This window comes from Amphritea pacifica, assembly GCF_016924145.1.
Classification (GTDB): Bacteria; Pseudomonadota; Gammaproteobacteria; order Pseudomonadales; family Balneatricaceae; genus Amphritea; species Amphritea pacifica.
In genome coordinates this window covers 81,313-94,676 of sequence record NZ_JAFFZO010000011.1, presented here as the reverse complement: position 1 = coordinate 94,676, position 13,364 = coordinate 81,313, and the positions used below count along the sequence as shown (strand labels likewise).

At 52.4% G+C, this 13,364-nt stretch carries 14 protein-coding genes and 1 tRNA gene; 3 read left to right on the top strand and 12 right to left on the bottom strand.

The window, feature by feature from the left end:
• Positions 1-20: 20 nt before the first annotated feature.
• The 12 genes from JW499_RS07905 to JW499_RS07850 all read right to left on the bottom strand — a co-directional run bounded on the left by JW499_RS07905 (position 21) and on the right by JW499_RS07850 (position 10,065).
• Positions 21-374: a VOC family protein gene (locus tag JW499_RS07905; protein ID WP_232846281.1), complete on the bottom strand. Its 354-nt coding sequence runs from the start codon at positions 372-374 to the stop codon at positions 21-23.
• A gap of 481 nt (positions 375-855) precedes the next feature.
• Positions 856-932 (bottom strand) — tRNA-Pro (locus JW499_RS07900).
• A 90-nt stretch (positions 933-1,022) separates the two neighbouring features.
• The gene (locus JW499_RS07895; RefSeq protein ID WP_205210085.1) at positions 1,023-1,385 is read right to left on the bottom strand and encodes a MerR family transcriptional regulator; all 363 of its coding nucleotides are present in this window, start codon (positions 1,383-1,385) and stop codon (positions 1,023-1,025) included.
• Positions 1,372-1,668, bottom strand: a complete 297-nt coding sequence (gene ihfA, locus JW499_RS07890) for an integration host factor subunit alpha (protein WP_091357359.1) — start codon at positions 1,666-1,668, stop codon at positions 1,372-1,374. The genes JW499_RS07895 and ihfA overlap by 14 nt, the downstream gene beginning before the upstream one ends.
• 18 nt (positions 1,669-1,686) lie before the next feature.
• A complete protein-coding gene (gene pheT, locus JW499_RS07885; protein WP_205210084.1) occupies positions 1,687-4,077 on the bottom strand; it encodes a phenylalanine--tRNA ligase subunit beta in 2,391 nt (796 codons plus the stop codon).
• A 72-nt stretch (positions 4,078-4,149) separates the two neighbouring features.
• Positions 4,150-5,133 (bottom strand): phenylalanine--tRNA ligase subunit alpha, encoded by a 984-nt coding sequence (gene pheS / locus JW499_RS07880; protein ID WP_091357363.1) that lies wholly within the window; start codon positions 5,131-5,133, stop codon positions 4,150-4,152.
• Between the two features lie 87 nt (positions 5,134-5,220).
• Positions 5,221-5,574, bottom strand: coding sequence for a 50S ribosomal protein L20 (gene rplT / locus JW499_RS07875; RefSeq protein ID WP_091357364.1), 354 nt, complete (start codon positions 5,572-5,574; stop codon positions 5,221-5,223).
• Positions 5,575-5,614: 40 nt separating this feature from the next.
• Positions 5,615-5,809, bottom strand: coding sequence for a 50S ribosomal protein L35 (rpmI, locus tag JW499_RS07870; protein ID WP_091357366.1), 195 nt, complete (start codon positions 5,807-5,809; stop codon positions 5,615-5,617).
• Between the two features lie 103 nt (positions 5,810-5,912).
• A complete protein-coding gene (infC, locus tag JW499_RS07865) occupies positions 5,913-6,455 on the bottom strand; it encodes a translation initiation factor IF-3 (RefSeq protein ID WP_091357368.1) in 543 nt (180 codons plus the stop codon).
• 22 nt (positions 6,456-6,477) lie between these two features.
• Positions 6,478-8,394 carry a threonine--tRNA ligase gene (gene thrS / locus JW499_RS07860; protein ID WP_205210083.1) on the bottom strand — a complete coding sequence of 639 codons (1,917 nt, stop codon included), beginning with the start codon at positions 8,392-8,394 and terminating at the stop codon, positions 6,478-6,480.
• A 156-nt stretch (positions 8,395-8,550) separates the two neighbouring features.
• The gene (locus JW499_RS07855) at positions 8,551-9,300 is read right to left on the bottom strand and encodes a TIGR01458 family HAD-type hydrolase (RefSeq protein ID WP_205210082.1); all 750 of its coding nucleotides are present in this window, start codon (positions 9,298-9,300) and stop codon (positions 8,551-8,553) included.
• Between the two features lie 66 nt (positions 9,301-9,366).
• Entirely contained in the window at positions 9,367-10,065 is a 699-nt protein-coding gene (locus JW499_RS07850; RefSeq protein WP_205210081.1) for a FadR/GntR family transcriptional regulator, read from the bottom strand.
• Between the two features lie 185 nt (positions 10,066-10,250).
• Here JW499_RS07850 and JW499_RS07845 point away from each other — a divergent pair, with 185 nt between their 5' ends.
• The 3 genes from JW499_RS07845 to JW499_RS07835 are packed head-to-tail and all read left to right on the top strand — an operon-like array spanning position 10,251 to position 13,155.
• Positions 10,251-11,054: a (Fe-S)-binding protein gene (locus tag JW499_RS07845; protein WP_205210080.1), complete on the top strand. Its 804-nt coding sequence runs from the start codon at positions 10,251-10,253 to the stop codon at positions 11,052-11,054.
• 11 nt (positions 11,055-11,065) lie between these two features.
• Positions 11,066-12,484 carry a LutB/LldF family L-lactate oxidation iron-sulfur protein gene (locus JW499_RS07840; protein WP_205210079.1) on the top strand — a complete coding sequence of 473 codons (1,419 nt, stop codon included), beginning with the start codon at positions 11,066-11,068 and terminating at the stop codon, positions 12,482-12,484.
• Complete coding sequence (locus JW499_RS07835; RefSeq protein ID WP_205210078.1) at positions 12,484-13,155, top strand: LutC/YkgG family protein; 672 nt, start codon at positions 12,484-12,486, stop codon at positions 13,153-13,155. Before JW499_RS07840 ends, JW499_RS07835 begins: the two co-directional genes overlap by 1 nt.
• The last annotated feature ends 209 nt before the right edge of the window (positions 13,156-13,364 follow it).

Here is a 13,364-nt window from a genome sequence, read left to right as displayed (position 1 = left end):
ACACTAAGTCACTAGCATGACTACTGGTGCTGAAGGATATTGATAAGCTTGCCAAACGGGTCTCGAACATAAAAGCGACGAACACCCCAGGGTTCTACTATCGGTCCATATTCGAGGGGTATACCAAACTCCTTAGCCTTCTGGAGTGCTGCAGACAGATCGTCGACCTCGATAGACAGGTCGGGTACTGCCGTACCTGAACCGCCTTCCGACGCTACGCTAACTTGCAAAGTCATTTTTTCATTGGAGCCAAAGGTTTTGATCCAGCCATGATCCATCAGGATATCCAGACCGAGAAACGCCCCATAAAACGTTTCGGCCTTTTCCAGTTCATTGCTATCTATATTAGTGACAATTCGACGAACTTTCATCATGACTCCCAGGTATCCATAGTGTTCTAATGCTTAGCTTAGCGCACCGGAAGCCTATACAGAGCGAAGCGGTGTAAAAGACATCTGCCTGGCACGAAAAAAAAAGGGGGGGGACAAAGCCCTTTACCCTACCTTGATCGTAGTGATCAAAAAGGGTTTTAACCCTGTGGTACAGCTTAATGAGAAAGAAACAGGCACAAAAAAGCCTGCAGTAATCAGGCTTTTAAGTTGAATCATTGGTCGGGATAGCGGGATTGACTCGTCGTTTCACTCCTCACCCTTCGGGCCATCGCCAAAGGCGGGCGATGCTAAGTATTTATATCTGTCGCTTCGCTCGGCTGAGACAGCCGAGTGCAACGAGACAACGTTGTACTGGTACAACGGCCCGAAGGGGAGCAACAACGTTGCGAATAAATCCCGCTTCAGCAAGACATATAACAGACACAAAAAAACCGGCAATAAGCCGGTTTTTTTTATATCTAATTGGTCGGGATAGCGGGATTTGAACCCACGACCCCTTGCACCCCATGCAAGTGCGCTACCAGGCTGCGCTACATCCCGACACAGTGAGACCGAGGTCTCGATAAGAGGTGGCTATATTACGCCAACCGAGTGCTTCTGAAAAGGGCTTTTGTAAAGTTTCTTACAACTTTATTTCACTGATTTCAGCAGCTTACGAATATCTTCCAGTTCTGTAATCGTTTGTCGAATCAACTGCTTATAGCGAGCTGTGTCATCCTCCGCCTGTTCGCCATTCAACCACTGCCGGGCACCACTGATGGTGTAACCCTGCTCATGGAGAAGCCCCTGAATCTGACGGATAATAAGAACATCCTGCCGCTGATAGTAACGGCGACCGCTGCGCTTTACCGGAGAGATCTGTTCAAACTCCTGCTCCCAATACCTCAGCACATGCGGTTTAAGGTTACACAAACGCGCTACTTCACCGATGGTGAAGTAGCGCTTTGTGGGTATAGCAGGCAGATCATCCGAGACCAGTTCAGTCTCCTTCATAGGCCTCAACACGTTCTTTCAGTTTCTGCCCCGGACGGAAAGTGACGACTCTGCGCGCAGAGATCGGCACCTCTTCTCCGGTTTTAGGGTTACGCCCCGGACGCTCACGTTTGTCACGCAGGTCGAAGTTGCCAAACCCTGAGAGCTTTACCTGCTCATTTTCAGCCAGGCTCATACGGATCTCATCGAAGAAGGCTTCCACCATCTCTTTTGCTTCCCGTTTGTTCAGCCCCAGATCTTCATACAGGCGCTCAGCCATATCTGCTTTAGTCAAAGAGCCCATCAGAATCACCCCTGTCGATTAAACTCTTAATGTTGCACCAAACTCATTTTTCAGTGCAGACACAACAAAATCAATAACTTCGTTGATCTCTTCATCGTTAAGAGTGCGCGAAGGATGCTGCCAGGTCAAGCCCAGAGCGATGCTTTTTTGACCAGGTTCGACACCTTTACCCTGATAAACGTCAAACAGGGTCACCGCTTTCAGGAATTCGCCCCCCTGTTGCTGTGCAATGGCACGAATATCATCATAAGCAACAGAGTCGTTTACCAGCAGAGCCAGGTCCCGGCGGCTCTCAGGGAATTTAGACAGACTGGTGAAACGTGGTAACCCACCCTCCAGCAGTTCTGCCTGTACGATCTCGAACAGGAAGACCGGACCTGAGAGGTCTAAGCTCTTCACCAGTTCAGGATGCAACGCCCCCAAATAGCCAACGGTTTTACCATTACGCTTAATCGCCGCCGACTGCCCAGGGTGCAAAGCCACGTGACGCTCAGCAACAAAGCTGAACTGATCGGCACAGCCCCCCAGCGCCAGCAGAGACTCAACATCTCCTTTCAGATCGTAGAAATCCACCGAGGCGGAATCAGCACTCCAGCCTTCCGACTGACGCGGGCCACAGATCAGTCCGGCAACGACGTTTTCCTGAATCAGCTGATCGCCTTCCGGCAGAAAACGCTGTCCGGTTTCAAACAGACGGACACGGGACTGCTGGCGATTCTGGTTGTACTGCAGTGCTTTAACCAAGCCAGGCCAGATAGTGGTCCGCATCACCGCCATCTCGGCAGAGATCGGATTCGCCAGCGCCTTCGCTTCATGTTTATCGTCAAATTGCGCCGCCAGGCCGCTTTCAATAAAGCTGTAGGTTACCGCTTCCTGATAACCCCGACCCACCAGCTGTGAGCGAACGCTTCTGATGGTCACTTTAGACTCATCATTCGCGATCATATTCAGCTCTGCCGTCGGCACTTTAACCGGCAGGTTGTTATAACCATACACCCGCGCCAACTCTTCGATCAGATCGATTTCGATACTGATATCAAACCGGTATGAAGGAACCGCCACTGACCATTCACCGTCGCCGCTGCGCTCCAGCGTCATCCCCAGACGGGTGAGGATCTCTTCGATCTCCAGCGCAGGCATCTCAAATGCCAGCACCTGATTCACCTTGCTCTGACGCAGAGTCACGGTTGCCGCAGCGGGCAGATACTCTTCCGAGACCGCTTCGACCACAGGCCCTGCTTCACCACCGACAATATCCAGCAGTAAGCGGGTTGCCCGTTCAGTTGCCTTGCGCTGCAACTGCCAGTCGACGCCCCGCTCGTAACGGTGTGAGGCATCGGTGTGCAGGCCGTAGGAACGGGCGCGTCCGGCAATACTGATCGGGTTGAAGTAAGCACATTCCAGGAATATGTCTTTAGAGTCAGCGGTAACACCGGTCTCTTCGCCACCGAAGATCCCCGCCATCGCCACCGCTTTTTCACTGTCTGCAATCACCAGAGTGTTGTCGTTGAGTTGCGCTTCGTTACCATCCAGCAGTGTCAGCTTCTCGCCCGGAGTGGCCTTACGCACCACGATTCCGCCGCTGAGTTTACTCAGATCAAACGCATGCATCGGCTGACCCAGTTCCAGCAGTACGTAGTTGGTGACATCGACAACCGGATCAATGGAACGGATGCCACAACGGCGCAGTTTCTCAACCATCCACAGCGGCGTCTCAGCCGCCATATTCACGTTACGGATCACCCGCCCCTGATAACGGGGGCAGCCTTCCGGATCGTCCAGGGTGATCGGGAAGGTATCATCAATGGTCGGAACCACGACGTCAGCTTCAACATAACCCACAGACGTCTTATTGAGTACGCCCACTTCACGGGCCAGACCGGTAATCGACAGACAGTCTCCACGGTTTGGCGTCAGATCGACATCGATCACCGCATCATCGAGGCCCAGATAGTCACGCAGATCTGTGCCTACCGGTGCATCCGCCGCCAGCTCCATGATACCGGCATGGTCATCGGAGATGCCCAGCTCATCATCGGCGCAAAGCATACCGAATGACTCAACCTGACGCAGTTTGGCCTTTTTAATCTTAAAATCACTGCCATCGGGCGCGCTGAGAACAGCCCCCACTTTAGCGAAGGCGGTTTTCAGACCACCCCGGGCGTTGGGCGCACCGCAGACAACCTGAAAGGTTTCGCTACCATCAGTCACCTGACATACCTGCAGTTTATCTGCATTAGGGTGCGGCTCGGCAGAGAGTATCTCGCCGACCACAACGCCGCTGAACTGACCGGCAACCGGCACAATCTCATCGACTTCAAGACCGGCCATGGTAATCTGATCCGCGATCCCCTGAGTATCTGTGGCAGGGTCTACCAGTTCACGCAACCACTTTTCACTGAATTTCATAAGTCTGTTTTCCGAAAATTCTTAACTACTTTTAAACGCCGTTATCCGTTTCTGATCAGTCAAACTGCTTGATTAGTTAAACTGGCTAAGGAAACGCAGATCGTTTTCAAAGAACAGGCGCAGGTCATTAACGCCATACCGTAGCATCGCCAGACGCTCTACCCCCATACCGAAGGCAAAACCGGTGTACTGCTCGGGATCGATACCGGAATACTCAAACACTTTCGGATGTACAATGCCGCAACCCAGCACTTCCAGCCATTTACCATCACCGCGGTCGATATCCACTTCGATAGAAGGCTCTGTAAACGGGAAGTAAGAGGGGCGGAAACGTACTTTGACATCTTCCTCAAAGAACTCTCGCAGAAACTGTTCCAGCGTGCCCTTCAGGTCAGCAAAGCTGATATCTTTATCGACAATCAGACCTTCCACCTGATGGAACATCGGTGAGTGAGTCTGATCGTAATCGCAGCGATATACCCGGCCCGGACAGATGATTCGGATCGGCGGCTGCTGGCTTTCCATGGTCCGTACCTGAACACCGGAGGTGTGAGTGCGCAGCAGGGTGTTGGCATTGAAATAGAAGGTATCGTGCATCGCCCGTGCCGGGTGATGCGAAGGAATATTCAGCGCTTCAAAGTTGTGATAATCATCTTCGATCTCTGGGCCTTCAGCCACGGAATAACCGATCCGGGCAAAAAACTCTTCGATCCGCTGCAGGGTTTTAGTGACCGGATGCAAACCACCCAGTGACTGCCCCCGACCCGGCAGGGTGACGTCGATCGTCTCCTCCGCCAGTTTCGCTTCCAGCGCAGCGGATTCCAGATCTGCCTTACGTGCATTAAGCACATCCTGCAGCGCCTGTTTCGCTTCATTAATCTTCGCCCCAGCCTGGGGACGCTCTTCTGCGCTCAGTGCGCCCAGACCCTTCAATAGCTGGGTAAGATGACCTTTCTTACCCAGATACTGAACCCGCACCTGATCGAGATCCTGTGCGCTTGTTGCCTGTTCTGCAGCCTGCTTGCCTTGCTCAAGCAGGATTCCAATGTTTTCCATTTACCGCTCCAGATAAAAATAGGGGAAGAGTTTGCACCCTTCCCCTATTAAACGATCAGTTATTACCCTGTTATAGGTAAAGGTGTCTTACAGTGCAGCTTTAGCTTTTTCAACGATAGCAGCAAAAACATTTGCTTCGTGAACAGCCAGATCAGCCAGCACCTTACGATCGATCTCGATAGATGCTTTCTTCAGGCCAGCAATAAAGCGGCTGTAGGACAGACCATTGATGCGGGCAGCAGCGTTGATACGAGCAATCCACAGCGCGCGGAACTGACGCTTACGCTGACGACGGTCGCGGTATGCATACTGACCTGCTTTAATTACAGCCTGTTTAGCTACGCGGAATACACGGCTGCGAGCGCCGTAGTAACCTTTAGCTTTTTTCAGGATCTTCTTGTGACGACGGTGTGCGATAACACCACGTTTTACACGTGCCATATTTCTTTCTTCCTAACTTAGAATTTGTGGTTACTACGACTTAGATGTAAGGCAGCATGCGGCGGATCAGTTTCTGATCAGCAGCTGCAACTTGCAGCATTGGACGCAACTGACGCTTACGCTTAGTCGTTTTCTTAGTCAGGATGTGGCTTGTGTAAGACTGTTTGTGCTTAAAGCCTTTCGCAGTCTTTTTAAAACGTTTCGCAGCACCGCTGCAAGATTTCATTTTAGGCATTACTAAATCCCCACGCATTCGTTAATTATCTTTCGTCCTGATAAACAACAAAACCCGTATCTGGCTCACAGTGAGTCAGCACGGGTTTTACGCTTATGTCAGACTACTTTTTCTTTTTCGGAGCAATGACCATAGTCAGTTGGCGGCCTTCCATTTTGGGACGCTGCTCAACGGTACCCAGCTCAATCAGGTCTTCTTCGACCCGACGTAATAACTGCATACCTAACTCCTGGTGTGCCATTTCACGGCCGCGGTAACGCAGAGTTACCTTGGCCTTATCGCCACCTTCAAGGAAACGTATCAGGTTGCGTAGTTTTACCTGATAATCCCCATCTTCCGTATTAGGACGGAACTTTATTTCCTTAACCTGCATCTGCGTTTGCTTCTTCTTAGCAGCATTCGCTTCTTTCTTCTTCTCGTACAGATATTTACCGTAATCCATCACCTTACAGACGATAGGATCTGAATCAGAAATCTGTACCAGGTCAAGGCCAACCTCTTGAGCCGCCTCTAGGGCGTCTTTGATAGGAACTACGCCTATCTGTGTACCATCTGGACCAATCAACCGACACTCGCGGGCGCTGATATTCTCATTTATAGGCGGTTTATTCCGCTCATTACGCCCTCTTCTGTTATCTCGCTTGATAGCTGTATCTCCAATCTATTAATTATTCTTTGCGGCCTTTCTGAGCAACATCCTGCTTCAGATGCTCGCAAAACTCTTCAATCGACAATGTGCCGAGATCTTCACCGGTGCGGGTACGTACTGCCACAGCGCCGGTTTCTACCTCCTTATCGCCAACAACCAGCAGATAAGGAACTTTATGAATTGTGTGCTCGCGGATTTTAAAGCCGATCTTCTCATTTCTCAAGTCCGCAGAGGCAAAGAATCCAAGATCTGTGAGTTTTTCTTCAAGTTCGCGACAATATTCCGCCTGTTTGTCGGTAATATTCAAAATCGCAACCTGTTTTGGCGCCAGCCAGGTTGGCAAGGCACCGGCAAAGTTCTCAATCAGAATACCGATAAAGCGCTCAAATGAGCCGAGAATAGCCCGGTGTAGCATCACCGGCGTTTCACGATCACCGGATTCATTGACAAACTGAGCCCCCAGTCTTCCCGGCATAGAGAAATCAACCTGAATGGTACCACACTGCCAGATCCGGCCGAGACAATCTTTCAGCGAGAACTCAACTTTAGGACCGTAGAACGCACCTTCACCCGGCAGCTCAGCCCAGTCAAGACCCGCGGCATCCAGAGCATCACCCAGCGCTTTTTCCGCTTTATCCCACACCTCATCAGAGCCTACCCGTTTTTCTGGGCGGGTCGAAAGCTTGTAGATCACCTCGTTGAAACCGAAATCCGCATACACCTCATGCAGGAAGTCGATAAACCGTGCCACTTCGTTCTGAATATCATCTTCAGCACAGAAAATATGCGCATCATCCTGAACAAATCCGCGCACCCGCATAATACCATGCAGGGCACCGGACGGTTCATTCCGGTGACAGCAACCAAACTCGGCCAGACGCAGCGGCAGATCACGGTAGGAACGCAGTCCCTGATTGAACACCTGCACATGACAGGGGCAGTTCATCGGTTTAATGGCGAAATCACGGTTTTCAGAATGGGTGGTAAACATCTCTTCTGAGAACTTATCCCAGTGACCGGACTTCTCCCACAGGGTACGTTCAACCACCTGGGGCGTTTTAATCTCATCATAGCCATGCTTACGCAGTTTCTGACGCATGTACTGCTCGATCCCCTGATACAGCGTCCAGCCATCGGGGTGCCAGAACACCATCCCCGGCGCTTCTTCCTGCAGGTGGAACAGGTTCAGTTGCTTACCCAGTTTACGGTGATCGCGCTTTTCCGCTTCTTCCAGACGGTGCAGGTACTCTTTGAGGTCGTTCTTATCACCCCAGGCAGTACCGTAGATACGCTGCAACATCTCATTGTTTGAATCGCCGCGCCAATATGCACCGGCCAGTTTCATCAGTTTGAAAACTTTAATGTGACCGGTCGAAGGCACGTGCGGGCCACGACACAGATCGATAAAATCGCCCTGTGAGTAAAAAGAGAGATCTTCATCGCTGGGAATCGCTTCCAGCAGCTCAACCTTATATTTCTCACCCTTCTCTTCAAATAGTTTCACGGCTTCATCGCGGCTCATCAGCGAACGGGAAACCGGATAGTTGGCTTTGACCAGCTCTTTCATCTTCGCTTCGATCTTCTGCAGATCTTCCGGCGTAAACGGACGTTCATAAGCGAAGTCATAATAGAAACCATCCTCAATCACCGGACCAATGGTCACCTGCGCGGTTGGGAACAACTGCTGCACAGCCATCGCCATCAGATGCGCACAGGAGTGACGAATCACCTCTACACCATCTTCATCGCGAGGGGTAATAATTGCCAGCTCAGCGTCATCGGTGATGGTGTGGGATGTATCCACCAGCTCACCATTAACTCTGCCAGCCAGGGCAACCTTAGCCAGCCCTGCGCCAATATCAGCGGCAACATCGAATACGGTAACGGCATTGGCAAACTCACGCTTGCTGCCATCAGGAAGGGTAATTACAGGCATTGTCTATTCCTATCTGTTCAGTGATGACCAGTACCACAGGCCACACTTAAAAATTTGACGCTGTTACAAACCAGGTAACAACATTAAGGCGCGATATTTTAGCGGATGTGAGGGTATAAAGCTATTTCAATCAGGTGAATTTACCGTATTAAACGATCAGTCGAACAGATTCGCCAGGCTATCAATTACCCGTCCCCCGGACGTTAACTTTTGCTCATCCTCAGGGCGGTATTTTCCGCTGCGTACCAGCACCGCTGGTATCCCCGCATCCAGTGCGCCCAGAACATCGGCATCGATATCATCACCCACCATCAGGCACTCATGCGCCTGATAGCCGGTCGAAGCTACCGCCCGATAAAAAAACGCCCGGCCCGGCTTGCCCATCACCTGCGCCTCAGTGCCCGCGGCCCATTCCAGCGCCTTGACAAACGGCCCGGCATCCAGCTGCAAACCCTCGTCTGACATATAGTAACGATTCATGCCGATAGCGATCAGTGGAGCACCCGCCTGACACAGCCGGAAAGCCTGATTCAGCGATGCATAACTGAGACCATCTCCGGCATCCCCCAACAGTACAGCGTCGGCCTGTTCTGGTGGATAACACTCGAATTTGGCAGCGATAGCATCGGGCAGAATACAATAGGGGCGCAGACCGCGTTCATCTATAAGATCACAGGCAGCTCTGGGGGCAGTAAACAACTCCTGCGGTTCAATACTGACGCCCATACTGCGCAATTCCTGCACAATCTGCACCGAAGACTTACTCGCGGTATTGGTGAGAAAGCGGACTGTCAGGCCCTTTTGACGGGCTTTCTCAATAACTTCAGCCGCCCCCTCGACAGGCTGACTTCCCTGATAGATAACACCACTGATATCCAGCAGCAGAGCTTGTATTCCAGTTAACACTCAGGCACCTCCTGACGCACGCCGGGATAGTCCCACTTTTTCATAAATGATCGCCCAGCAAACCGCTCATTCATTTTCCAGATGCCTGCGGGTATAGAGAATATGTTCGGTGGCCGCCGTGCGGGCCGCATCGGCATTGCGCGCCATGATCGCCTGATGGATCGCGCTGTGTTGCGAACGGATACCATCCGGATAGCGGCCATATTTTTTCAGGGTGCGGGTCAGCACTCCGTAGATCGCGTTAAAAAAGCGGGTATAAAACAGCTGACTGAAAGAGATCACCAGCAGATGATGGGATGACTCGGCAATCATCATATGAAACCGCAGATCCTCCTTGGCCTTTGCCAGGGTTGTTTCCCGCTGTCCCCGCTGTTGCATTTTCTGATACTCAGCATCCAGCGCCTTAAGCTGATCATCGCTGGCACGGGTGGCCGCATAGAAAGCGGCCTCACCCTCCAGCATCGCCCGGACTTCCAGCACCTGACGCTGAAATTCAGGGTTATCGCCAAGCGCTTTGCCCTCCCCGACAGGCATCTCAAAGTAGGGTTCCAACAGGTTTTTTACCCGGGTTTTCCCTCCCTGCTTCACCTCAATATAGCCCTCGGCTTCCAACTGCCCTACCGCTTCGCGTACCGTCGAACGGGAGATCCCCCGGGATTCAGACATGCGTCGCTGCGACTCCAGTTCGCCACCCGGCAATAACTCTCCGGTGTACAGGCGCTCTTTAAGTTGCAACAACAGACTTTCGCTCAGATTGTGATTCATCGGATAATAATTCTGCGGTTTTACCGCCCTCTGGTCAGACCAGTTATCAGTGTAGCATTTCTTTCCCGGCCTTCATTAACTATCTTGCATAGCATCAATTCAAATGAAAGACGCCAACCAGCGGGAGCAGAGTCAGTTTTCTGGCCCGTCTCTCTGGGTCGAAAACAATAACTACGGTAACGCACATGCCAAATATATCCTCCGGGCCACGAGTCGGCCTGTTTGTCACCTGTCTGGCCGATATGTTCCGCCCCTCCGTGGCCTTCGCAACGGTTAAACTACTGGAACAGGCAGGCTGCAAAGCGGAAGTGCCCGAACGCCAAACCTGCTGTGGACAGCCAGCGTTCAACTCCGGTGATCGCAAAACCACGGCGGATATCGCCCGTCAGACCATCGATGCCTTTGATGGTTATGAATATGTCGTTGGGCCATCCGGTTCCTGTATCGGTATGTTGCACTACTATCCGGAGGTGTTTGACCCCTCTGACAGTTACTACCAGCGGGCCCTGGAGCTGAAAAACCGTAGTTTTGAGATCACCTCATTTCTGTTCGATGTGATTGGCATGGACAGTCTGCAGGAACAACTCAGGCAGTTGCAGTTTAATCATAAAGTCACCTACCACGATTCCTGCTCTGGCTTACGCCAGCTCGGCATCAAACAGCAGCCACGGCAACTGTTGCAACAGGTTCAGGGAGTAGAACTGGAAGAGATGGAGGAAGCGGAAACCTGCTGCGGTTTCGGCGGCACTTTCTGTGTCAAATATCCGGAAATCTCCAACCGAATGGTCTCCAACAAATCTGAATTTATCAGCAATACCGGCGCCCATACAGTGCTGGGCGGTGACCTGGGTTGCCTGCTGAATATGGCCGGCAAACTGAAGCGGGAAGGAAAACAGGTCGAAGCCCGCCACATTGTCGAAGTATTGGCCGGTATGACCGACACCCCCGCCATTGGCGAAGCCGATTATGGCCTGGCACAACAGCTTTAAGGAGCGAGACGATGCAGATAAATACCCCGTTCTTTAAACAACGCGCCCACGATGCACTGGCCGATGCCAACCTGCAAAAGGCACTGGGTAACCTGAAAGCCGGTTTCCCGGAAAAGCGCGCCATTGCCGTCAGCCGGATGCCCGAGTTTGAACAGCTCCGGGATCAGGGGCGCGACCTGAAAAACCATATTCTTGAACACCTGGATCTCTATCTGGAGGAGTTCGAACGCAAAGTCATCGAAAATGGTGGCCATGTTCACTGGGCCCGCACCGCAGATGATGCCAACCGGATCATTCTCGATATCTGCCAACAGGTTGATGCAAAGACCGTCACCAAAGGCAAATCAATGGTGACAGAGGAGATCGGCCTGAACGATTTTCTCGAAGCCAACGGCGTGCAGCCGGTGGAAACCGATCTGGGGGAATATATCCTGCAGCTGCGCCATGATCACCCCAGCCATATTATCGCCCCGGCGATCCATCTGAATCTGGAGGATGTGTCTGAAGCGTTCCACGCCAACCATCATCGACCGAAGTCAAGCGACCCGGCGGTACTGATGCAGGAAGCCCGTGAAGTATTACGCGAGAAGTTTGTCGCGGCGGATGTCGGTATTACCGGTGCCAACTTCTGTGTTGCGGAAACCGGTTCTACCATTATTGTCACCAACGAAGGCAATGGTGATCTGACCCAGACCCTGCCAAAAACCCATGTTGTCGTCACCTCCATTGAGAAAGTGGTGCCCACCCTGGAGGATATGACCCTGTTCCTGCGACTGCTGGCCCGCTCCGCCACCGGTCAGGAATTTTCGGTGTACAACACCCTCTCCAGCGGCCCCCGCCGTGAAGGCGACCAGGATGGTCCGGAAAACTTCCATGTGGTACTGGTGGATAACGGCCGCAGTGAAATGGTCGGCAGTGAATTTCAGGATATGCTCCGCTGCATCCGCTGCTCCGCCTGTATGAACCACTGCCCGGTCTATGGTGCAGTGGGCGGCCACAGCTATGGCTGGGTCTACCCCGGCCCGATGGGATCGGTGCTGACACCGCAGATGATCGGTATCGAAAAAGGCGGCATGCTACCCAACGCCTCTACCTTTTGCGGCAAGTGCGAATCGGTCTGTCCGGTTAGAATACCGTTGCCAAAACTGATGCGTCACTGGCGCGAAGATGAATTCGAAAAACACCTGCAACCCAAAGCTGCCCGTTACGGTCTGGCCGGTTGGGCTTTTCTGGCCAAGCGTCCGGCCCTGTATAAACCCTACACCCGTATGGCCAGCTGGATGATGAAAACCTGGGCTGGCAAGAACGGTCGGATTAAAAAACTGCCTTTAGCGGGCGGCTGGACCGACTGGCGCGATATGCCTGCGCCACAGGGCAAAACTTTTATGCAAGCCTGGAAAGAGCAACAGAAAGCGGGAGGTCAGCAATAATGAGTCGCGCAGAGATTCTTGGCAACATCCGTCGCGGACTCAGCCGCAGCGAAGCCCATACAGAGCGTCAGCAAGCAGTACAGAACAGGTTAGCTTGCAAACTAAGTAATCTGATTCCCCAACGGGCTCAGCTACCTGCAGCAGAGCAGGTGGAACTGTTTAAAACGATGGCCACCGAAGCGGTCGCTGAACTGATCGAACTGGATCGTTTTGATCAGGTTCCCAGTGCCTGTGCTGACTGGCTTTCCAGTCAGGGGATCCGGGAGCTGATCTGCGCCAGTAATAGCGAGCTTCGTGAGCTGGACTGGAGCCCCCTTGCGCAGCAACAGATTGACAAAACAGAGCGGGTGGCACAGGCCGGTGATATCGCCAGTCTGACACTCAGCTTTGCCGGTATCGCAGAGACCGGCACCCTGATGCTGCACTCGGGTGAACAGAGCCCCACCACCCTGAACTTCCTGCCGGACAACCACCTGGTGGTACTGCACCGCTCTGCGATTGTTGGCGTCTATGAAGAGGCCTGGAAAAAGCTGCGGGAGAAATTCGGTAACACCATGCCGCGCACAGTGAATATGATTACCGGCCCGTCCCGCAGTGCCGATATTGAACAGAAACTGCAGATGGGTGCCCATGGTCCTAAAAAACTGGTTATCTTGCTAATCAACGATTAGCGCCTCTGCTGACCTGCACAGCCCTCCCCTCCGCAAACAGGGTGCCTCCACACCCTGTTCTTGCCGCAATCTTTGCTATTCCTGCGTTACGGCCCATAAAATTGACCGCTGACACCGATCTGAGTAGTCAGATTATGGTCAAAAGGCGCAGAATACGGTACTAATAGCCCTTATACTCATAACCCTACTCAGAATACAGGAACGCCTTT